Here is a 23,242-nt window from a genome sequence, read left to right on the forward strand (position 1 = left end):
ATTATGCAACACGAATCTCCAATTATTCGTCGTAAATCGACGCGTATTTATGTGGGTGATGTGCCAATTGGTGATGCTGCACCAATTGCAGTACAGTCAATGACAAACACTCGCACGACTGATGTGGAAGCCACAGTCGCACAAATCCGAGCATTAGAAAAAGTGGGTGCAGACATTGTACGTGTTTCTGTTCCTACTATGGATGCTGCGGAAGCCTTTAAGCTCATCAAACAGCAAGTGTCTGTGCCGTTAGTTGCGGACATTCACTTTGACTACCGTATTGCCCTGAAAGTGGCCGAGTACGGTGTTGATTGTTTGCGTATCAACCCAGGCAATATCGGTAACGAAGAGCGTATTCGCTCTGTTGTTGATTGTGCCCGTGACAAAAACATCCCTATCCGTATCGGTGTAAACGGCGGTTCTTTGGAAAAAGATCTGCAGATGAAATACGGTGAGCCAACGCCAGAGGCATTGGTCGAGTCGGCGATGCGTCACGTGGATCATCTAGACCGTCTTAACTTTGACCAGTTCAAAGTCAGTGTGAAAGCGTCAGATGTGTTCCTAGCGGTGGATTCATACCGTCTATTGGCCAAACAGATTGACCAACCTTTGCACCTTGGTATCACCGAAGCGGGTGGTGCTCGCGCTGGTGCAGTGAAATCATCGGTTGGTCTTGGTATGCTTTTGGCTGAAGGCATCGGTGATACGCTGCGTATCTCGTTGGCGGCAGATCCGGTAGAAGAGATCAAAGTTGGCTTTGATATTCTTAAGTCTCTGCGTATTCGCTCACGAGGTATCAACTTTATTGCTTGTCCAAGCTGTTCACGTCAGGAATTCGACGTGATCAATACAGTGAACGCACTAGAAGAGCGCCTAGAAGACATCATCACACCTATGGATGTGTCTATCATCGGCTGTGTCGTAAACGGCCCTGGTGAAGCTGAGGTTTCACACCTAGGCCTAGCTGGCAGCAACAAGAAGAGCGCATTCTACGAAGACGGCAAACGTCAGAAAGAGCGTTTCGACAACGATGATCTAGTGAACCAGCTAGAAGCGAAAATCCGTGCGAAAGCGTCTGTATTAGACCAAGCTAACCGCATCGATATCAAACAAGAAGATTAATCTCATAGCTTGAGCACGCTAAGTGTGCTCGGGTTACTAAGCGACGGTAATAATTGTGGCAAAGAAAATCCAAGCAATCCGAGGCATGAACGACTGCCTTCCAACTCAGTCTCCGCTGTGGCAGAAACTTGAAAACGCAGTAAAAAGTACTGTGAGCGCATACGGCTACAACGAAGTGCGCATGCCAATCGTTGAAGAAACAAACCTATTCAGCCGCGCGGTTGGTGAAGAGACTGATGTCGTTTCAAAAGAAATGTACACCTTTGATGATCGTAACGGAGACAGCCTAACTCTTCGCCCTGAAGGTACGGCGGGCTGTGTACGTGCATGTATTCAAAACAGCCTGATTAACCGTGATGAACAACGTCTATGGTACATGGGCCCTATGTTCCGCCACGAGCGTCCGCAGAAAGGTCGTTACCGTCAATTCCACCAGTGTGGTGTTGAGGTGTTCGGTCTAAATGGTCCAGATGTTGATGCTGAGCTTATCATGATGACAGCACGTCTATGGCGTGAGCTGGGTATCAATGAACATGTTCGTCTTGAGCTTAACTCTATCGGTTCTCAAGAAGACCGCGCAGACTACCGCACGGCACTGGTTGCATTCCTTGAGCAACATATCGATGTGCTAGACGAAGATTGTAAGCGTCGCATGCACACGAACCCACTGCGAGTTCTGGATACGAAGAACCCTGAAGTTCAGGCTATTTTAGGTGATGCACCTCGTCTTTCTGAGTACTTAGGTGAAGAATCTAAAGCACACTTCGCAGGTCTATGTGAACTTTTAGACGCTGCAGGTATCGAATACACAGTTAACGAGCGTCTAGTTCGTGGTCTGGATTACTACAACCGCACGGTATTTGAGTGGATCACTGAGAGCCTAGGTGCTCAAGGCACAGTATGTGGCGGTGGTCGTTACGATGGTCTTGTAGAGCAATTAGGCGGCAGTGCAACACCAGCTGTGGGCTTTGCTATGGGTCTAGAGCGTCTTGTACTGATGCTAGAAACACTAGAGCTAACAGACGTTCGTCGTAGTGTCGATGTTTACGTAGTGACAGCAGGCGAAGGCACAATGATGGTGGGTATGAAGCTAGCAGAACAGCTTCGTGAAGCAATCCCAGGCGTTCGCGTGATGAGCCACTTCGGTGGTGGTAACTTCAAGAAACAGTTTAAGCGCGCAGATAAAGTGGGTGCTGTAGTAGCATTGGTTCTGGGCGAAAATGAAGTTGCAGAAAACACCGTAGTACTAAAAGACTTGGTGGGTGGTGAGCAAGAGACTTACAACCAAGCAGAAGTTGCTGAGAAGATCGCAGCACTGATTTAAGTCTTTTAATAAGCTAAAGATTAAACCCTAATTCGTAATAGTAAGGCTCCCAAGATAGGAGCCTTTCGCCGAAATAGGAACAATGGCAGCCTCGCTGTCATTTACATGTTTTAAGAGGACAGGAAGTGGAACTTTACGATACTGAAGAACAACAAGTTGAAGCCATTAAAGACTGGTGGAAGGAAAACGGCAAAGCCGTCATCATCGGTGCGGTTGTTGGTTTAGGTGGTCTATTTGGCTGGCGTTACTACCAGGATTCTGTGATTCAGGCGAGTGAAGCAGCTTCTCAAAGCTACACAACAGTAATGAACGCTCTGCAAACCAAAGGTGCAGACGCACAAGCGGATATTCAAGCGTTCATCGACTCAAACGAAGTTAAAGAGTACTCAGTACTTGCAGCACTTCAACTAGCGAAAGTACAAGTGGATGCGAAAGATCTTTCTGCTGCACTTGAGCAACTGAAATGGGCTCAAAGCAATACCAAAGATGCCGCGCTATCTCCACTTATCAGCTACCGTATTGCGCGCATTGAAGCAGAAATGGGTAACTTTGACGCAGCAAACGCTGAGTTAGGCAAAGTGACTGATGCAGCATGGACTGGTCGTATTGCTGAGCTGCGTGGTGATATCGCTCTTCGTCAAGGTGACAAAGAAGCAGCATACGCGGCGTACACTGAAGCTCAACAAGCTGCAGACGCTAGCCCAACGCTACAAATGAAATTGGACGACTTGGCGAAATAAGGACCGCATTGGATGAAAAGAGTCTTTAAGAAAGCCTTGTTAGGGGCATTAACAGTGGGAATCTTAGCTGGTTGTGCTGGCGAGGAAGATACCATTGTCATGGCTCCACTACCTCAGGTAGACAGCGAGTTTACGCCAAGCGCGAAATGGTCGACGTCGATTGGTGATGGCGTAGGGCACTATTTCTCAAAACTGTCGCCTGTTGTGGCAAATGACACTTTGTTTGTTGCAAGCCGTGATGGTCTAGTTAAAGCGCTGGATCCAGAAAACGGTAAGCAAAAATGGCAAATTGACCTAGAAGAAGATGTGATTGCGCGTCTTTCTGGTGGCATCACTGCCGCTTACGGTAACCTGTACATCGGTTCTGAAAATGGTGAAGTCATTGCACTTAGCCAAGAAACCGGTGAAATCATTTGGCGTATCGAAGTTGGTGGTGAAGTTCTAGCACGACCGGTTGCGGATTCGGGCATGATCATCGTAAACACGAGCCGTGGCACGTTGATTGCGTTAGATGAAAGCACGGGTGAACAACGCTGGGCACTGAGTACCGAAGTACCAAACCTAACGCTACGTGGCGATAGCACGCCAACGGCGATCGGTGGTGGTGTATTCTGGGGTACGGCAAACGGCCGACTGGCAGCAGCGATTGTTGAACGTGGTCAGCTTATTTGGCAACAACCAGTAGGTACACCAAAAGGTGCAACGGAAATCGATCGTCTGGTAGACGTAGATTCTTCACCGGTTGTTCTAGGTGGCACTCTTTTCACCATCGGTTATAACGGTCAGCTTATTGCTATCGACTTGCGCAGCGCAAACCCAATTTGGAAGCGCAACTACTCATCGGCGAACGATATCGCGACAGATGGTAGCCGTATTTTCGTGATCACTGAGAAAGATCATGTAGTGGCAGTCGATGCGCGCAGTGGTACTGAACTTTGGGAAAACAGCAAGCTGGAATACCGTCAGCTTACTGCACCAGTTATCGTTGATAACTACCTAGTGGTGGGTGATACATTGGGTTACCTACACTGGATCGATCGCTCTACAGGCGAATTCGTTGCACAACAATATGTCGATGACAGTGGTTTTGCTGTTGGTCCGACGTTATTGTCTGATGGTTACGTGATTACAACTCGCAATGGCGATGTAAAGAAACTAACCATTAACGAATAATATCGTGATATAATTCACATTCGGCTCCTGGCTGGTAACAGTTAGGAGCCGTTTTGTTGTTTGAAATTATTATTTATTAACCGTTATTCCTGACGTGGTTATAGGTAAAAAGCTGGTTTGATTTGGCATCGAGCAAGTCGTTACCTATAACTACAGAAGAAAGATTATTGTAGAGGTTGTTATGGTACCTGTTGTTGCTCTAGTAGGGCGTCCGAACGTAGGTAAATCTACACTATTTAACCGATTGACACGCACACGTGACGCGTTGGTTGCGGACTTCCCTGGCCTAACGCGAGACCGTAAATATGGCCAAGCTCGCCTTGGTGAAGAACACGAATTCATCGTTATCGATACCGGTGGTATTGATGGCACAGAAGAAGGCGTAGAAACGAAGATGGCAGAACAATCGCTCGCTGCGATTGATGAAGCTGACGTAGTACTGTTCCTTGTTGATGGTCGCGCTGGCTTAACGCCATCGGATGAAGCGATTGCTGCGCACCTGCGCAAAATCGAAAAGCCAGCAATGCTGGTAGTAAACAAGATCGATGGTATTGATGCCGACGCAGCTTGTGCCGACTTCTGGCAACTTGGTGTTGACGATATGTACCAAATTGCTGCAGCACACGGTCGTGGTGTAACTGCGCTACTTGAGCGTGCTCTAGCGCCATTCTTTGATGATCTACTGGCAAGTGAATCAGAAGACGGTGAGATTGAAGATCTAACTGAATTCGAAGATGAAGAGCTAGCGGTTGAAGATTACACCGAAGAAGACGCAGAAGCAGAGTTCAAACGTCTACAAGACCAGCCAATCAAACTGGCGATCATTGGTCGTCCAAACGTTGGTAAATCGACACTGACAAACCGTATTCTTGGTGAAGAGCGTGTTGTGGTATACGACATGCCGGGCACTACGCGTGACTCAATCTACATTCCAATGGAACGTGATGGTCGTGAGTACGTATTGATCGATACTGCTGGTGTACGTCGCCGTGGTCGTATCAACGAAACAGTAGAGAAATTCTCTGTTGTTAAAACACTGAAAGCCGTAGAAGATGCAAACGTGGTTCTATTGGTTATCGACGCACGTGAAAACATTTCTGATCAAGACCTGAGTCTACTTGGCTTCGCATTGAATGCTGGTCGTTCAATCGTACTAGCAGTGAACAAGTGGGATGGTCTAGATAACGAAGTGAAAGAGAACGTGAAGAAAGAACTCGACCGCCGTTTAGGTTTCGTTGACTTCGCTCGCATTCACTTTATCTCTGCGCTTCACGGTACAGGTGTTGGTCACTTGTTCGAATCGATTCAAGAAGCGTACAAGTCGGCAACGACACGTGTTGGTACTTCTGTTCTGACTCGTATCATGAAGATGGCAACAGACGATCACCAACCGCCAATGGTTCGTGGCCGCCGTATTAAGCTGAAGTATGCGCACGCGGGTGGTTACAACCCACCAATCGTGGTTGTTCACGGTAACATGGTTCGCGATCTACCAGATTCGTACAAGCGCTACTTGATGAACTACTTCCGTAAGTCTCTGGAAATCATGGGTACACCAATCCGTATTAACTTCCAGAACAGCGACAACCCGTACGAGAACCGTACAAACAAGCTAACGCTATCTCAAGAGCGTAAGCGCAAGCGTATGATGTCTGCAGTGAAGAACCGCAACAAGTAATCGCCTAAGATTTTATGAATACCCAAGTTTCGACTTGGGTATTTTTTTATCAGCAGAATTTTGCTCTAAGCAATGTATTAGAAGTATGAAGACCATGACCATCACAGCTACCAAGACGCGCTTCTGTCATCAAACTTGGCGACTGGAAGCGCCAGTGCAACTTGTTCACTCTACAGAAGAAGTGACTTATGTACTTACAGAAATCACACCTTTCCATCCTGTCAGCCACATTTGGCCTGATCATCCAGCAGACAAAGGTACGCTCACTATCAAGGGCATAAGCTATGAAGTAGCGGATTGCCAAGTTGGAGCGGTAGAGCTTGCAAGTGGAGAATTGCATGTCGGTACAGCAATTCCTGTAAAACGCGATACGGAAGGCTGGGCATTTGTGGTGGTGCACGTATTGTCACGAACTGATGCTATTAAGGCTGGTGATACTGCATTATTGGAAGTCGACAAAGAGTACCAGTTGTCGTTAAGCCGTGGACATAGCGCAGGGCACATTGCATACCTTGCGCTCAATAAAGTGCTGGCGCAAAACTATTGGCGTAAAGACGCTGACCGCAAAGACCCACACGGTAATTACGATTTCAATAGCTACGCCCAAGAGACCAGCTTTGTTACCCCGGATAAATGTCTGGATACCTATCGTTTAGGCAAAACTCTTCGTAAAAGAGGGCTAAACAGTGCAGATATGCTGTCTGACTTGAAAAGCATCGAACAACAGGTGAATGTTCTGTTGAAAGATTGGCTAAAAAGAGACATGGCGATCACCATCGATTGTCATGGTGAACACCTTACCGATTCACGTTACTGGCAGTGTGATTTAGGTGAAGGTGAAATCGCGGTCATCCCTTGTGGGGGAACGCATGCGAGCCATTTAAGTGACTTTGGTTCTATCCAAGTAACACTGGTGGAAATAGACCCACAGACAATTGAAATGCACACCGATGTAATACGCTAAATTTAGATTTTGATCTTTTTATTAAATCCCGTATGTCTTGGTTTTTTATTGGGTGTGCGGTTTTTAGTTCCGTTTTAAATTGAAAGGCAGAATATGTAACTTATGCTTTCGGTATGTGGTTATATAAATATTCTTTTAAGGGGTGATCGCTGATCAAAAGGGAAATATCCGAAGATCAGCATACGATCTTTTATAGTGTCGCGTTCGTATAATGTAATTTAGTTACCTGTGCCATATTTATAGATTTATTATATTGCAGGCTAACAAACATAATAACGATGTGAATACACCACAATGGACAAAGATAGACTGTTAGATGCTCACCGAGCAGTCAATCGTCTTTTAGGTAAGCTTGCTCTGGGAATGGAACGCGATAGTCTCAATCATGAAGTTATCAAGTTAAGTGAACGCCTATTTGGGAAGAGGCAAGCTTCCATTTTACGATTGCACCCCGATACCAACACATTGCATTTGGAATTTGCCCCGCATTTACCTGATTTCTACAATCAAGCGATTGAAGGGGTTGCGATTGGGCCGCAAATAGGATCATGCGGCGCTGCTGCGTTTTTGAAGCAAACCGTCGTTGTCAGCGATATCGATCACCATGTTAACTGGGCACCTTTCCTTGAACTGACTCAGCAGGCTCAACTCCGTGCATGTTGGTCTGTTCCGATCATTGCTTCGGATGGCTATGTGTTGGGGACATTCGCTGTATACAGCAATACGCCTTCTGAGCCGCATCCCTATGAGCTCGAAGTGCTCGAAATGTTGGCTGCTTTGTATGCGGTAGCATTAGAGAAGTATCGTTTAGAAGAACAACTGCATTTTCATGCCAGTCGAGATCCACTCACGCACTGTTTCAATCGACGAGCGTTATTGACGGAAGTTGACCGAAAAATTAACGGTAAATGTGGTCGCAATGCTGTGGTTGGATGTTTTTTTGTTGATATTGATGAGTTTAAGTACATCAATGATCGTTTTGGTCATGAGACTGGTGACCAAGTCTTGGTGCTAGTGGCTGAGTACTTGAAGCAGGCGTTTCGTTCATGTTCCGTAATAGGGCGGTATGGTGGCGATGAGTTTGTTGGTTTCTGCTGTTTCCCAAATCAGCATACTTATCAATCTTTTGTCGAGCGCTTAGAAGATGAGCTTAACCAAGTGTGTCAACTTGAAGAGTATAAAGTAAAAGCCAGTATTGGTGCGGCTTGCAGTACTGCCAGTGAGCGAGCAGTATTACAGCAGCTTATTCAACAAGCCGATGTTGCTATGTATCAGAACAAACGCGCCAAACGAGCGTGATTAAGATCAAGGCACTAAGCTGGCTTATGATTAGACTGTAAGTCAATGAATTGCGTTTTTAGGGGTAACCATGCAACCGAATATTTGCCCAACATGCGACATCGAATTGGAATGGACAGGGCAATACCATTGCAATAAGTGTGAGTCGGATTATAAGAAAGTGGGATTTTGTCCAGATTGCGATGCTGAGTTGGAGAAACTACAGGCTTGTGGCGCGGCAAACTACTTTTGCAACAGTTGTAATGAACTCAAATCGAAATCACGAGTTCGATTTGAGTTTCAAAAAATCAGTTAACGGTAGAGCGAAGCTCACCATCAGATAAGCGGGTGACCAATACGTCGCCCGTTTTCACATCTTTCGCCTGGGTAACAACCTGACCTTGCTCAGTTTGAGTAATCGAGTAACCACGTTTTAGCGTTGCCAGTGGGCTTACCGTATCTAGCTTCTCTGCCGCAATTGCCAGTTGATGGCGCATGGTCAGTAACTTACGGTCCATCGCATCCAGCAATTTTTGCTCAACTCGGTCAAGCTTCGACTTCTGCTCAGCCAAGCGCTTTACTGGTGAGTTCAGTTGTAGGCGATGATGTTTGCGCTCAACGGCTTGTTGGCGCGTTGTGATAAATCGTTGCATTGCGCGTTGCAGGCGCATCTCCAGCTCATCAAGTTGTTGTGTCTGGCGCTGCAATTGATAGCTTGGATGCTGGCGCTCTAAACGGTGCATCAGTTGAGCCGATTGCTGTTTTTGTTGCGCTAGGTAGTAACGCATTGCACTGGCTAGCTTATGTTGACGAGTCACCAAAGCTTGATCTTTGTGGCTGTTATCGCGGCTTACCAATTCAGCCGCCGCTGATGGCGTCGGAGCTCGAATGTCCGCAACAAAGTCAGCAATTGTTACGTCAACTTCATGACCAACTGCACTGATGATCGGAATTTGGCTTGCAGCAATAGTGCGAGCAAGGATTTCGTTGTTAAAGCACCAAAGGTCCTCTAACGAACCGCCACCACGACCAACAATCAATACATCACATTCATCACGACTGTTTGCACGGCCGATTGCCTGCGCCATTTGAATGGCTGCTTCTTCACCTTGCACCATGGTTGGGTAAACCACCACGGGTAGAGAAGGATCTCGGCGTTTCAATACATCTAGGATATCGTACAGTGCGGCACCGGTTTTCGAGGTGATCACACCAACGCGTTTTGGGTGCTCAGGTAAAGGCTGCTTATTAGTTTGAGCAAACAAACCTTCTGCTGCCAGTTTCATCTTAAGGGCTTCGAACTCTTGCTGCAGACGACCATCGCCTTCTGGCTGCATGCTTTCAATGATCAATTGATAGTCACCACGCGGCTCATACAGAGACAGACGTGCTTTAACTAGAACTTGATTGCCGTTAGCAGGTTTGAAAGTGACGCGACGATTGTTACCACGAAACATGGCACATTTAACTTGAGCGCGAGAATCTTTAAGAGTGAGGTACCAGTGACCAGAGACTGGAGCTGAGAAGTTGGATATCTCTCCGACAAGCCAGACGATCCCCATTTCGTTTTCGAGCAGCAGACGCACTTCGGCATTGAGGCGAGAAACAGTGAAGATGTTTTGATTGGTCTGGGAGAGCACAGCTAATTCCGTAGACGTGAGTATGGAAATTAGCGGCAATATAATACATATCAAGGGGGTAATTGCAAGAAAAAAATTAAAAAATTTGTGGTCAAGCGATTGCGTTAACCGTATAATCCCTCCGCAATATCTAATCCAAATGTAGCCAACAACCTAAAATTGGTTACCCTCATTATGCGAAACGATGAGATTGGATTGTTCTTTCTACTCCTCTAATTGTGAGATATTGCAAATGCTAAGAATTGCCAAAGAAGCGCTGACATTCGATGACGTACTACTCGTGCCAGCTCACTCCACTGTTCTCCCAAACACAGCTGATCTTCGCACTCAGTTGACCAAGAACATCACCCTAAACATCCCAATGATTTCAGCGTCTATGGACACTGTTACTGAAGCTCGTCTAGCTATCGCGCTAGCGCAAGAGGGTGGCATTGGCTTTATCCACAAAAACATGTCTATTGAGAAGCAAGCTGCTGAAGTTCGTAAAGTTAAGAAGTTTGAAGCTGGCGTTGTTTCTGACCCAGTAACGGTAAACCCTGAAGCGACAATCGCTGACGTGGTAGCTCTAACTGAAAAACACGGCTTCGCTGGTTTCCCTGTAATCACAGAGAACAACGAGCTTGTAGGCATTATCACTGGTCGTGATGTGCGCTTTGTTACTGACCTTTCTAAGAAAGTGTCTTCAGTAATGACAGCAAAAGAAAACCTTGCAGCAGTAAAAGAAGGTGCAACACGTGAAGAAGTGCAAGAGAAGATGCACGAAGCACGTGTTGAGAAAGTATTGGTGGTGAACGATGAGTTCCAACTAACCGGTATGATCACTGCGAAAGACTTCCACAAAGCAGAACGTAAACCAAACGCATGTAAAGATGAGCGCGGTCGTCTTCGTGTTGGCGCAGCCGTTGGTGCTGGTGCTGGTAACGAAGAGCGTGTGGCAGCTCTAGTTGAAGCGGGCGTTGACGTTCTACTTATCGACTCTTCACACGGTCACTCTGAAGGTGTACTAAACCGTATCCGCGAAACTCGCGCTGCTTACCCAGATCTAGACATCATCGGCGGTAACGTTGCGACTGGTGCTGGTGCTAAAGCACTTATCGAAGCAGGCGTTAGCGCAGTGAAAGTAGGTATCGGCCCTGGTTCAATCTGTACTACTCGTATCGTAACGGGTGTTGGTGTTCCTCAAGTAACAGCAATCGCAGACGCAGCAGAAGTGGCGAACTCATTCGGCATTCCAGTTATCGCTGACGGTGGTATCCGTTTCTCTGGTGACATCTGTAAAGCAATCGTGGCTGGCGCATCTTGTGTGATGGTTGGTTCAATGTTCGCAGGTACAGAAGAAGCACCGGGTGAAGTGATTCTTTACAACGGTCGTTCTTACAAGTCTTACCGTGGCATGGGTTCTCTTGGTGCGATGTCTCAAGGTTCATCTGACCGTTACTTCCAGTCTGACAATGCTGCAGACAAGCTAGTACCAGAAGGTATCGAAGGTCGTATTGCATACAAAGGTCGTCTAAAAGAAATCGTACACCAACAAATGGGTGGTCTACGTTCAAGCATGGGTCTTACTGGCTCTGCAACGATTGAAGATATGCGTACTAAAGCTGAATTTGTTCGTATCTCAGGTGCGGGCATGGCTGAATCACACGTACACGACGTTCAAATCACTAAGGAAGCGCCAAACTACCGTCGCGGTTAATTTTTACTGTTGTAAAAATAAAACCTATATACCCGACGTAAACGTTTGCTTTTTTCCTTGAAGCATTAATAAGAGGCGAGTACACTCGCCTCCGTTTTAATAACCTAGCTTATAAGACTGCTCAAAATGACTAAAAATATTCATGACCAACGTATTCTGATCTTGGACTTCGGTTCTCAGTACACTCAGCTAGTAGCGCGCCGTGTACGTGAAATCGGTGTTTACTGTGAACTGTGGAGCTGGGACGTTGAAGAAGCGGATATTCGTGAATTCAATCCAGACGGTATCATCCTATCTGGTGGTCCAGAAAGCGTAACGGAAGACAACTCTCCACGCGCTCCTCAATACGTATTTGACTCTGGTGTGCCAGTACTAGGTGTGTGTTACGGCATGCAAACTATGGCTGAGCAGCTAGGTGGTAAAGTTGCGGGTTCTACTGAACGTGAATTCGGCTACGCACAAGTTAAAGTTTCTGGTGAATCTGCACTGTTTAAAGATCTTGAGCTAACCCAAGACGTGTGGATGAGCCACGGTGACAAAGTAGTAGAAATTCCTGCTGACTTCGTGAAAGTCGGTGAGACAGACACATGTCCGTACGCTGCGATGGCGAACGAAGAGAAGAAGTACTACGGCGTACAGTTCCACCCAGAAGTAACGCACACGAAAGGCGGCCTACAAATGCTAGAGAACTTCGTTCTTGGCGTATGTGGCTGTGAGCGTCTATGGACTTCTGAATCTATCATCGAAGACGCGGTTGCTCGTATTAAAGAGCAAGTGGGTGACGACGAAGTTATCCTAGGTCTATCTGGTGGTGTTGATTCATCGGTAGTAGCGATGCTGGTTCACCGTGCAATCGGCGACAAGCTAACGTGTGTGTTCGTAGATAACGGTCTTCTTCGTCTAAACGAAGGTCAACAAGTAATGGATATGTTTGGCGACCAGTTTGGTCTGAACATCATCAAAGTTGATGCTGAAGATCGCTTCCTAAAAGCACTTGAAGGTAAGTCGGATCCAGAAGAGAAGCGTAAGACAATCGGTCACGTATTCGTAGACGTATTTGATGAAGAGTCTAAGAAGCTGAAAAACGCGAAATGGCTAGCTCAAGGTACGATTTACCCAGACGTTATCGAATCTGCTGCATCTAAGACTGGTAAAGCGCACGTGATCAAATCACACCACAACGTGGGCGGTCTTCCAGATGACATGGAAATGGGTCTTGTTGAGCCACTACGTGAGCTGTTCAAAGATGAAGTTCGTAAGATCGGTCTAGAGCTTGGTCTTCCGTACAACATGCTTTACCGCCACCCATTCCCGGGGCCTGGTCTAGGTGTTCGTGTTCTTGGCGAAATCAAGAAAGAGTACTGTGACTTGCTACGTCGTGCAGACGCTATCTTCATTGAAGAGCTACACGCTGCAGACCTATACAACAAAGTCTCTCAAGCGTTCACGGTATTCCTACCAGTTCGCTCTGTAGGTGTAATGGGCGATGGTCGTAAGTACGATTGGGTTGTTTCTCTACGTGCGGTAGAAACTATCGACTTTATGACTGCGCATTGGGCACACCTACCATACGACTTCCTAGGTAAGGTTTCTAACCGTATCATCAACGAAGTTGACGGTATTTCTCGCGTGGTTTACGACATTTCTGGTAAGCCACCAGCGACAATCGAATGGGAATAATTTCCTGTTAGATATACCAAATTAAAAACCAGCTTTCGGGCTGGTTTTTTTATGCCTGAAAAGTGTGAACGCAGATCTCAACTTTTTTATTAGCAGAGATATACATGCGAGATGGTTGAATGTATATTCATTTTTAGTGTTTAAATATTAAAATTGGTATTGCTATGGAACAGGCAGAAGTTACCTCCCTTATCCCCATTATTATTACGTTAGTCCTTGCGCTAACCACAAGAAACGTTGTCGTCGGTCTTTTTGCCGGTGTCGTCAGTGGTGTGGCTATGCTTGAAGGTACATTCGTCGACAAAGGTCCGCTCGATTCGTTTAGCGCGCTGATGAAAAGTTACCTGTTGCCGCAACTGACTGACAGTTACAACGCGGGCGTCATCCTTCTTTTGGTTTTCATTGGTGGCTTTGTTGCCTTGATGGAGAAATCTGGCGGTGGTGTGGCGTTCGCTAAAAAGGTCACACAATGGGTTGCCAATAAATGCCAAGCGCAGCTCTCTGCTTGGTTTGGCGGCGTTGTTATTTTCTTTTCAGACCTTGGTACACCGTTAATTGTTGGCCCTGTCTTTCGTCCTCTTTTTGATAAACTGAAAGTCTCTCGCCAGAAGCTTGCCTTTATCATCGATTCCACTTCTTCACCTGTCGCTATCCTAATTCCTTTCATCGGTTGGGGTGTTTACATTATGGGATTGATTCAGAAAGAGTTCGCAGCACTGGATGTGGGGATCAGTGATTGGGATGCCTTTATTGGCGCGATTCCTTATCAGTTTTATGCCTTTTTAGCGATCGCGATTGTGCCGATTGTCTCTTTCTTCAAACTGGATTTTGGTCCGATGGCGAAAGCCGAGCAGCTTGCCGAGCAAGGTTCTGATTTTGGAAAAGTGCAAGATTCATTAAATGTGTTTGAGCATAAAAATGCAAAAACAAGTTTTGTTTGGGCACCGCTGCTTGTCATGCTAGTTGTGCTTTGTTCAATATTGGTTCCTCACGGTTTTCCATTTCAGAAAGTGGCAGGCTCCACCTTCCGTGCTGCATTGTCGTCGGCGTATTTCTTTGCTGCAATTACCCTAATTAGTTTGATGGCGTTTTACGGTGTGAGAAAGCTCTCTGATGGCATTCAGGTTTACCTAAAAGGGATGTCGAACATGATGTCTGTTGCGGTGATTTTGGTGCTGGCTTGGGCATTAAGCTCCGTAGGTAAAGAGCTGGGCGCTGCGGCCTACATTGCAGAGCAAGCACAAGCTGGCTTCCCATACTGGCTATTGCCTGCCGTGGCGTTTCTATTGGCGGGTATTATCTCTTTTGCCACAGGGTCGTCGTGGGGCACTTTTGCCATCATGATGCCATTGGTCATTCCAACCGCTGTCGCGATTGATGCGCCATTGTTGGTGTGTATTGGTGCGGTACTATCAGGTGGTTTATTTGGTGACCATTGTTCACCAATTTCGGAAACTACTATTTTGTCTTCCACTGGTGCGGGTTGTGAGCAGTATGAGCACTTTAGAACCCAGTTGCCTTATGCGGTACTCAACGGTGCTATCGCCCTGACAAGCTTCCTTGTTGCAGGGGTAATGGCTTCTCCTTTGATTGTGCTGGTGGCAATAGTGGCGCAGTTTGCCATTTATTTGGTGCTCTCTAAGCAACAATCTTCACCAATGTCAGAGCAAGTAATAGCAGAGCAATAGCAATAAATGAGAGCGGGGGATTATCCCTCGTTTTCTTTTGAGTCAAGGTAACAGTTTTTGTGATACTCGCTGTGTAACAGTATTTATTTATGAAATTTGCGTCGCAGAATTAATTCACTTCGCTCGGCGTTTTTTCTACATGATCCACTATGTGTCTAGTTATTCCTTGTATATTGTATTGTTCAATACGGAGATTAGACATGTTTGCACTCAAACATCTGCCTCTTGCATTAGGTTGTGTACTTGCTGCACAAGCTCATGCCAGCATGAATATCCAACCTGATCCACAAAACCCAAATGGTTACGTGATTGCTCGTGGCGACATCCAAGCTATGGAGCAAAGTAAGACTTCTGACCCTATGTATGCTATCTGGTCACAAGCGCTAGAGACTCGTCCAAATACGGTTGTTGAAGCTATTGTTCCAGGCGCAGCAAGTAACCCAGAAAACGTTCAACGTGTTGAGCGTGTTTTTCCTGAATCTGAGTGGGACTTCTTAACTCAGATGGCTGCACCAGAGTACACATATACTCGCTTCCTACGCGCGATTGGTAAGTTCCCTGCATTCTGTGGTGAGTACACAGACGGGCGTGATTCAGACGCGATTTGTAAGAAATCCATCGTGACAGCATTCGCGCACTTTGCTCAGGAAACCGGTGGCCACATTGCGGTTGATAACGTATCGGACAACCCGCTTGCACTGGAAGAGTGGCAACAGGCATTGGTTCACGTGCGTGAAATGGGGTGGTCTGAAGGTCAAGAAGGCTACACGACAGGCTGTGGTCAGAACGATTGGCAAAACAAGCGTTGGCCTTGTGAGCCTGGTCAGGGATATTTTGGTCGTGGTGCAAAACAGCTTTCTTACCACTTTAACTACGGCGCGTTCTCTGAAGTGATGTTCGATGGTGATGCATCGGTGTTGTTGAAAAATCCGGGCTTAGTCGCTGACTCATGGTTGAACCTAGCTTCTGCAATTTGGTTCTTCTTAACCCCTCAAGCGCCAAAACCAGCAATGCTGCACGTGATTGATCGTACTTGGGTACCATCGCAACGTGAAATTGATGCGGGCATTGGTTACGGCTTTGGTACTACGATCAACGTCATCAATGGCGGTATAGAGTGTGGTGAACAGAACAAAGACAAAGGCCAGCCAGTTAACCGCATTCGTTACTGGGAAGGTTTAGCGGCGCACTATCAAATTCCTATCGAAGCTGATGAAACCAATACCTGTTGGCAACAAACGCCTTACGGTAGCTTAAACCTTAACGGCGCGACTGACGTGCTCTACACCAACTGGGATGGTAACTGGAAATACTACTCAGATCGCCCGGGCGGTCACTCATTTGAATGTGAGTTGGTTGGTTTCCAAACCGCGTATTCGGCACTGGTTGCTGGTGATTACGAGAAATGTGTTACCAACTTCTACCAATCTCATGCTGGTTGGCCTGAAGTTCGCGTTGTCGATAAATTAGATCCAGTCGATCCGGTTGATCCGCCAGTGGATGGTATCGCTGCTTGGGATTCAGGCAAGGTATACAACACGGGTGATCAAGTTTCTTACCAAGGTGCTGTGTATGAAGCGAAGTGGTGGTCACAAGGCAATGAGCCTCCTGTTACTGAACCGCCTGTGACAGAGCCACTAGTCACAGAACCTGAACCACCAGTATCGGGTGACTTTATTGCATGGGAACCGGGTGTCACTCAAGTAGCGAATGGCGACAAAGTGACTTATCAAGGTAAATGCTTTATTGCGAAAAATGGCCCAGGAGTATGGGAAACGCCAACTCAGAGCAATTGGTTCTGGGATGAGATCTCTTGCCAGTAATTGAACAATAAATAGTCTAAGTAACTATAAAGACTCTGCTTTTTAGCAGGGTCTTTTTTTATTCGTTTGCTTGCCTGTTTATGCAATCTAAGTTTTCAATAACGTCTTTTCTCTTTTGACTTTTTGTCCATTAAAATTCGCGCGCAATTTTTATCAACATTTTTGAAAACAGGTACGCTTACATGTCTACTAAACTGGCTAACCCAGCGCCGCTAGGCCTAATGGGTTTCGGTATGACCACGATTCTGCTTAACATCCACAACGCAGGATTCTTCCCAATTGACTCAATGATCCTAGCAATGGGTATCTTCTACGGTGGTCTTAGCCAAGTTATTGTTGGCATGATGTGCTTCAAACGTGGTGATACTTTCGGTACAACTGCGTTTACTTCATACGGTCTATTCTGGCTAACATTAGTTGGTCTAATCGTAATGCCATACATGGGTCTACCAGCTAGCCCAGCACACTTCATGGGTTGGTACCTACTACTATGGGGTATCTTCACTGGCTTCATGTTTATTGGTTCTCTATGTTACCCAGTAGCGAAGCAAGTTGTGTTTGGTTCTCTTACTATCCTGTTCTTCCTACTTGCGGCACGTGACTTCACTGGTAGCACACTTATCGGCACTATCGCAGGCTTCGAAGGTATCTTCTGTGGCGCGAGCGCAATCTACTTTGCAATGGCTCAAGTACTGAACAACGAATACGGTCGTACAGTGCTTCCAATCGGCGAAAAGCAAAAGCCTCAAGTTGCAACGCAAGAAATCGCAGCATAATCGTTCTGATTTGAATGCAAAAGAAAAGGGTTAGCCACTGGCTAACCCTTTTTTAATGTCCGTTATTCGGACCACTGCTTTTTCTTATATACCTGCCAACCTGTTGGGGGAGGACGCTAAGTGAAGCATTAGGTAGATGGTTGCTCTACCGTTTCTGTTACATCGCTGTCTGCGGTTGGTGCTTTACCTGTTTTGCGCTTGTACTTCTCTTCCCAGTAAGTCGCGCCTTTAATACCAAGTGCTACTGGGTTGAACGTAAACTCAGTCACACCGCGTTTCTGTTGCTCTTCGTAGTCAGCCAGCGCTTTTAGTGCAGGCTTCGACATGAAGAAGATGATCAGAATACCGACAATGTTCAGCCATGCCATTAGACCAACACCGACATCACCCATTGCCCATGCGAGATTGGCTGTCTTAACCGTACCGTAGAATACGGCTGTGATAAGCACGAGCTTCAAGACGAACATTAAGCCGTTAACTTTTAACGTACGGCGGATGTACGCGATGTTGGTCTCTGCAATGTAGTAGTAAGCCAGAATCGTTGTGAAAGCGAAGAAGAACAGTGCAATAGCAATAAATGGTTTACCAACGCCAGGTAGGGCACTTTCAATCGCCATTTGCGTAAATACTGGACCATTCGCGCCGATGTCTGCTGGTAGGTTTTGTAAGAGGAATGTTCCTTCCACCGCACCTTGTACGTTGTAAGCACCAGTAATAAGAATCATAAACGCGGTTGCAGAACATACTAGCAGCGTATCGATGTAGATAGAGAACGACTGAACCAGGCCTTGTTGTGCTGGGTGATCAACACTTGCCGCTGCTGCTGCGTGAGGGCCTGTACCTTGGCCTGCTTCGTTAGAGTAAACACCACGTTTTACACCCCAACCAATCGCAGCACCAACTCCAGCCATCGGTGTGAATGCATCACCAATGATCATGCCAACGATGCGTGGAATCTCACCGATGTTAAGTAGAATGATAACGAACGCGGTGATGATATAAGCCAGCGCCATGAACGGAACGACAATTTGAGTGAAGTTCGCGATGCGCTTTACGCCACCAAAGATGATGAATGCAAGAATGACACAGACAACCGTACCAGTGAAAATTTTAGCGAAACTGAAGGTACCAACAGCAGTTTCAATCATGTCACCTGAGCCAAAGGCTGCCTCTACAGCGTTACCAATACTGTTCGATTGGACACCAGGAAGTAGAACACCACATGCAAAGATGGTTGCAATTGCGAAGATCCATGCGTACCACTTCTGACCCATCGCTTTCTCAATGTAGTAAGCTGGACCGCCGCGGAATTCGCCTTCGTCTTCTTCTTTATAAATCTGTGCGAGCGTTGACTCTGCGTATGCCGTTGCTGCGCCAAAGAAGGCAACGACCCACATCCAGAAAACCGCACCTGGACCACCGAAACCGATAGCAGCTGCAACACCTGCAATGTTGCCTGTACCTACACGGCCAGATAGTGAAACGGCCAATGCCTGAAATGATGAAATCCCCTTGGTTGAACTCTTTCCATTAAGTAGCAAGCGCCACATTTCAAAGAAGTGGCGAATCTGCACAAAGCGCGTCATGATCGAATAGAACAAACCAGCACCAAGGCACAAATAAATTAGTACCGGACTCCAGATAATTCCATTCAGAAAATCAACTAATGACTGCATGAGTATTTTCCCTGTTTGTTATGTTTGTGGTTGTTTTTCATACAGCACATTAACCTTTTTTGTAATGTAATTGTTAACCTTTTTGACTAAGAATCCTTTGTAGCGTGATGGTGGGCACAGAATGCTTAAATATTGTTAAAAATTGGTTCTTGTTATGTATATGGGTGGTTTTTTATTGGAAATTGCAATGAATTGATTGAATATGCAGCACATTGTCATGAAAATGTACCGCTAATATAGAAAGTCATATCTTCTAAACTTTATTCAACTTGTGGAGTAATGCGCTATTTGAAATGGATTGCAGGTGTTTAGGCGTAACGGTTCAAGCTTAATTCTGAGTGATTTGTTACTTTGGTATCCGAATTCAGCATGATGTCTGCAAGTATTTGTCCTGAGCCACACGCCATTGTCCAACCGAGGGTACCATGCCCCGTATTAGTAAATAAGTTCTCGTAAGGTGTTGTACCAATAATCGGCGTACCATCCGGTGTCATGGGGCGAAAACCGCTCCAGAATTCGGCTTGAGTGAAGTCGGCACTTTGCGGAAACAGATCACGAATCACCATTTCAATCGTATTCTTGCGCTTTTGTGGTAACGAAGGATCAAAGCCTGCTAGCTCTGCGGTTCCTGCGACGCGAATGCGATCATCAAAGCGCGTCATGGCCACCTTATAGGTTTCATCCATGACGGTAGAACGTGGCGCAAATTGCTCGCATTTAATCGGCACCGTCAGTGAATAGCCTTTGACGGGATAAACAGGGATGTCGATCTCAAGCTGTTTGAGTAACGCTGTCGAGTAACTGCCGGAGGCAAGTACAAATTGGTCTGCTTTAAACAAACCATGGTCCGTTTGGACACCCATGATCTCTTTGCCTGCAGCAACCCAATTACTCACCTCCGTATTGAATTCAAACCTTACGCCATGGGCTTTCGCAAGCTCTGTTAACTGCTGACAGAACTGGAAACAGTCTCCCGTTTCATCATCGGGTAGATATAACCCACCGACCAATTTTTCTTTTACTAATGCCAATCCTGGCTCTTGCTTGATGCACTGTTCGACATTCATTAACTGAAAGCGTGTACCGCTTTGCTCTAACAGCTTAAGGTCTTTTTCTATGGCATCGAGCTGCTGTTGAGAGCGAAATACTTGCAGGGTGCCTAACTGCCGCCCTTGGTATTCAATCGCATGGTCACGGCGCAACTGCTCCAGACACGCACGGCTATGATTGGCGATAGAGAGCATTCTTGCTTTGTTGATCTGATAGCGGGATAAGGTGCAGTTCGACACCATTTGCGTTGCCCAGCGGATTAGATCTGGACTGAGAGATGGCTTTATTTTAAGTGGTGCATGCTCTTCAGTGAGCCACTTTATAGCTTTGAGTGGTATCCCTGGAGCAGCCCATGGTGAAGAATAACCGTAAGAGATTTGTCCTGCGTTAGCGAAGCTGGTTTCCATCGCACTATTTGCTTGGCGATCGATAACGGTGACCTGATAGCCAGCCTGAGATAAATACCAAGCTGAGGTTAAACCGATAACACCACTGCCTAACACGATGACTTCCATTGATGCACTCCACACATTTTCTATGTTGCGCAGTTTGTCTTCTTTACCTTTTGTTAACAATCGATATAAATTACATTCAGCGTTTAGAAAAAACTATAGGCTCAAGAATGAAAAGTAGTGTTGTTAGCGGGCTGTGGCTATTTAGCCAAGTGGCAGAACACAGCAGTTTCACCAGTGCTGCAAAAGCATTGCACTTGACGACCGGTGCGATCAGTCAGCAAATCATTCAATTAGAAGAGCAGCTAGGTTTTACTTTGTTTGAACGCCATTCGCGTGGCATCCGACTAACACCCAAAGGGTTACAATTATCTCAATCCTCACAATTTCACTTCACCGAGATCGGGAAGACACTTGAAGAGCTACAGATTGAAAAGCCCCACAATGAAATTCGCCTCAAGCTGACGCCTTCTTTTGCGTTTAAATGGTTAGTTCCACGCCTTGAAAGCTTTCATCTAGAAAACCCCGATCTCCAAGTGCAGATTTTTGCAGAGGGAGCACTAGTGAATAGTGAGCTAAAGGACTATGACGTTGCGATAGACTACGGTTCTCATCCCTATCGAGATAAAAGTGCAGAGCGGATTCTCGATGAACAACTTTTGCCAGTCATGAGTCCAAAATACCTTGAGGAACATGGGTGGCTAAAAACTCTTAAAGCGTCGCCAGAAAAATGGCGAGACGCGACGTTACTGCACGATGCTATGCCATGGGATAAGGCTCCGCGTGACTATGAATGGCTGTATTGGGCATCAAGTATGGGATTCGATTTTAAAACAGATGTAGGACACTTCTTTAATCGTACTGATATGGCAATGTCAGCGGCCGAAGCCGGAGTGGGTATCGCAATGGCACGTATGGCGCTGGTGGAAGACGAGTTAGCATCTGGTCGCTTAGTCTCGCCATTTGAACCCGTGGATGCTAGCGCAGGTTACTATCTGATTATCAACAACCAAAGTGAGCAGACGGCGAGATTTAGATATTGGATAATGCACGAAACAAGTAGTCAACGTAGATTAGTTGATCAGCACTAAACATCTCCGAGAATCACAGCGTTGTCGTAGAGTCTGATTAGATTAAACTTGGGAGGAGAGTTAATGTTTGTACCTAAACGTATTGCTGTCATCAACAATATCTATTCTTACAGGTATTGTACCTTGTCCAACGTTGCCAATCTTTGCAAAAGCTTTGCGTGAAAGATCAATTACTCGACCTCGTACAAAAGGGCCTCGGTCGTTAATTTTTACATTAACAGACTTGTTGTTGGCGGTGTTGGTTACTCGCACGATAGTGCCAAAAGGCAAAGTTTTGTGCGCTGCGGTAAGGGCATTTAGATCATATGTTTCACCACTTGCAGTTAGTTTCCCATGGAACTTATCTCCATACCAAGACGCTTTGCCATTAAGAGCATGTGACTGAGCATAACCTTTTGTTTTAGAGTTACCGACCGCTGACGTCGAAGTGCACCCTGCTGAAATCATAAGAGCGAGAGTTGTAAAAATAATGCAAAGCTTTTTTGTGTGATTTGGGAACGTTAATCTACTCATTTTTATCTTTTTCGTGTTTTTAGCTACGCAATGAAGAGTATAGTCATTATTCTGAAATGAACGCCATCCACTACGTTCGGGTAATGCTTCCATTAAGAGTGCTTTCTTAAGTCATTCTGATGAAAAGTTTTTATCAGTAAAATGTCAGCCTTAATAAAGCTAAAAAGGCTCTTTTAACCAGCCATCTTGGATTTTGAGAATAATTAAGTTCGTTACGCAATGATGAAACTCACCACCTTTAATTTGAGTGTAGATAAAGGGTAATAACGACTACAGTAGATAGCTTTGGGTGTTATTGGACTTAGGTTTACCGCTGGGGGAAACGGAAAGTCACACTCTAGTCTCGTAGAAACCGCCTCGTCTGAGGCGGTTTTACATTATGTGTTTTGATCTATTGCTTGAGCTTTAATTTGAACTTGGGCTGTAGCTGTCGGCTGTACAGAATCGGTGGCGAGATAAGTGGTATGAGAAGGCAAAGCGAACTTTGCGCCTTCCGCTTCAATAATCTGATTAATCGATATCAGTAGTGATTGCTGCAAATTAAGAAATGTCTCTTTATTCGTTGTATTCAGGTGAGCAAGAACTTTAATATCCAAACTGTAGGCATTGAAGGTATCAAAGTGTACTCGAATAGGTGAATCTAAAACGTTAGGGTGCTCTTGGAGCAAGTTTGCGATCTTCTTCGTGATCGTTTGGAGTTGAGACATACTGGTCTCATACCGTAATCCAATGGTTGCCTTGAACGGGTAACGGTCTCGACGGCTAAAGTTGATGATTTCATGCTTAATCAAGTCCCCGTTGGTGATGGTAATTTGGGTTCTATCTTTTGCCCTGATACGAGTCGAGCGCACTCCTATTTGCTCTATACCCGTGATCAT

Annotated in this window: 19 protein-coding genes; 14 read left to right on the forward strand and 5 right to left on the reverse strand. The window is 46.0% G+C overall.

The genetic code is table 11. The features are described 5' to 3' along the window. The first annotated feature begins 3 nt into the window (after positions 1-3). The 8 genes from ispG to KIV40_RS03400 all read left to right on the forward strand — a co-directional run bounded on the left by ispG (position 4) and on the right by KIV40_RS03400 (position 8,595). Positions 4-1,122, forward strand: coding sequence for a flavodoxin-dependent (E)-4-hydroxy-3-methylbut-2-enyl-diphosphate synthase (ispG, locus tag KIV40_RS03365; RefSeq protein WP_285347944.1), 1,119 nt, complete (start codon positions 4-6; stop codon positions 1,120-1,122). A 55-nt stretch (positions 1,123-1,177) separates the two neighbouring features. Next, on the forward strand, positions 1,178-2,446 hold the full coding sequence (gene hisS, locus KIV40_RS03370; protein WP_010648375.1) for a histidine--tRNA ligase: 1,269 nt from the start codon (positions 1,178-1,180) through the stop codon (positions 2,444-2,446). A 125-nt stretch (positions 2,447-2,571) separates the two neighbouring features. After that, a complete protein-coding gene (locus KIV40_RS03375) occupies positions 2,572-3,186 on the forward strand; it encodes a YfgM family protein (RefSeq protein ID WP_005424701.1) in 615 nt (204 codons plus the stop codon). A gap of 12 nt (positions 3,187-3,198) precedes the next feature. Further along, positions 3,199-4,359 (forward strand): outer membrane protein assembly factor BamB, encoded by a 1,161-nt coding sequence (gene bamB, locus KIV40_RS03380; RefSeq protein WP_005424650.1) that lies wholly within the window; start codon positions 3,199-3,201, stop codon positions 4,357-4,359. A 181-nt stretch (positions 4,360-4,540) separates the two neighbouring features. After that, positions 4,541-6,037: a ribosome biogenesis GTPase Der gene (gene der, locus KIV40_RS03385; protein WP_012127091.1), complete on the forward strand. Its 1,497-nt coding sequence runs from the start codon at positions 4,541-4,543 to the stop codon at positions 6,035-6,037. Between the two features lie 94 nt (positions 6,038-6,131). Further along, complete coding sequence (locus KIV40_RS03390) at positions 6,132-7,001, forward strand: alanyl-tRNA editing protein (RefSeq protein WP_285347945.1); 870 nt, start codon at positions 6,132-6,134, stop codon at positions 6,999-7,001. Between the two features lie 294 nt (positions 7,002-7,295). After that, complete coding sequence (locus KIV40_RS03395) at positions 7,296-8,300, forward strand: sensor domain-containing diguanylate cyclase (protein WP_079402550.1); 1,005 nt, start codon at positions 7,296-7,298, stop codon at positions 8,298-8,300. A 70-nt stretch (positions 8,301-8,370) separates the two neighbouring features. Next, the gene (locus KIV40_RS03400; protein WP_010446190.1) at positions 8,371-8,595 is read left to right on the forward strand and encodes a zinc ribbon domain-containing protein; all 225 of its coding nucleotides are present in this window, start codon (positions 8,371-8,373) and stop codon (positions 8,593-8,595) included. Here the strand turns inward: KIV40_RS03400 and xseA are convergent. Continuing rightward, positions 8,588-9,919 (reverse strand): exodeoxyribonuclease VII large subunit, encoded by a 1,332-nt coding sequence (gene xseA, locus KIV40_RS03405; RefSeq protein WP_285347946.1) that lies wholly within the window; start codon positions 9,917-9,919, stop codon positions 8,588-8,590. The two genes, KIV40_RS03400 and xseA, sit on opposite strands and share 8 nt — an antisense overlap. A gap of 232 nt (positions 9,920-10,151) precedes the next feature. On the opposite strand from xseA, the gene guaB reads away from it, so the two are divergent. The 5 genes from guaB (at position 10,152) to KIV40_RS03430 (ending at position 17,582) form a co-directional block, all read left to right on the forward strand. Further along, positions 10,152-11,615 (forward strand): IMP dehydrogenase, encoded by a 1,464-nt coding sequence (gene guaB, locus KIV40_RS03410; protein WP_005424718.1) that lies wholly within the window; start codon positions 10,152-10,154, stop codon positions 11,613-11,615. Positions 11,616-11,741: 126 nt separating this feature from the next. Further along, the gene (guaA, locus tag KIV40_RS03415) at positions 11,742-13,295 is read left to right on the forward strand and encodes a glutamine-hydrolyzing GMP synthase (protein WP_005424749.1); all 1,554 of its coding nucleotides are present in this window, start codon (positions 11,742-11,744) and stop codon (positions 13,293-13,295) included. A 164-nt stretch (positions 13,296-13,459) separates the two neighbouring features. Beyond that, entirely contained in the window at positions 13,460-14,983 is a 1,524-nt protein-coding gene (locus KIV40_RS03420; RefSeq protein WP_285347947.1) for a Na+/H+ antiporter NhaC family protein, read from the forward strand. Between the two features lie 200 nt (positions 14,984-15,183). Then, complete coding sequence (locus KIV40_RS03425) at positions 15,184-16,806, forward strand: chitinase (protein WP_285347948.1); 1,623 nt, start codon at positions 15,184-15,186, stop codon at positions 16,804-16,806. Positions 16,807-16,988: 182 nt separating this feature from the next. Beyond that, on the forward strand, positions 16,989-17,582 hold the full coding sequence (locus KIV40_RS03430; protein WP_005424684.1) for a GPR1/FUN34/YaaH family transporter: 594 nt from the start codon (positions 16,989-16,991) through the stop codon (positions 17,580-17,582). Positions 17,583-17,710: 128 nt separating this feature from the next. On the opposite strand, the gene KIV40_RS03435 is transcribed toward KIV40_RS03430, so the two are convergent. Further along, complete coding sequence (locus KIV40_RS03435; RefSeq protein ID WP_285347949.1) at positions 17,711-19,258, reverse strand: alanine/glycine:cation symporter family protein; 1,548 nt, start codon at positions 19,256-19,258, stop codon at positions 17,711-17,713. 308 nt (positions 19,259-19,566) lie between these two features. Further along, a complete protein-coding gene (locus tag KIV40_RS03440) occupies positions 19,567-20,823 on the reverse strand; it encodes a D-amino acid dehydrogenase (protein ID WP_285347950.1) in 1,257 nt (418 codons plus the stop codon). A gap of 107 nt (positions 20,824-20,930) precedes the next feature. Here KIV40_RS03440 and KIV40_RS03445 point away from each other — a divergent pair, with 107 nt between their 5' ends. Next, on the forward strand, positions 20,931-21,851 hold the full coding sequence (locus tag KIV40_RS03445) for a LysR substrate-binding domain-containing protein (protein WP_285347951.1): 921 nt from the start codon (positions 20,931-20,933) through the stop codon (positions 21,849-21,851). Between the two features lie 60 nt (positions 21,852-21,911). Here the strand turns inward: KIV40_RS03445 and KIV40_RS03450 are convergent, their stop codons facing one another. Together KIV40_RS03450 and KIV40_RS03455 are read right to left on the reverse strand one after the other, a co-directional pair. Then, positions 21,912-22,364 (reverse strand): septal ring lytic transglycosylase RlpA family protein, encoded by a 453-nt coding sequence (locus KIV40_RS03450; protein ID WP_033000220.1) that lies wholly within the window; start codon positions 22,362-22,364, stop codon positions 21,912-21,914. A 377-nt stretch (positions 22,365-22,741) separates the two neighbouring features. Next, on the reverse strand, positions 22,742-23,242 hold a 501-nt coding region (locus KIV40_RS03455; RefSeq protein WP_285347952.1), incomplete at its 5' end, for a mechanosensitive ion channel family protein.

It is taken from the genome of Vibrio sp. D173a (genome assembly GCF_030248475.1).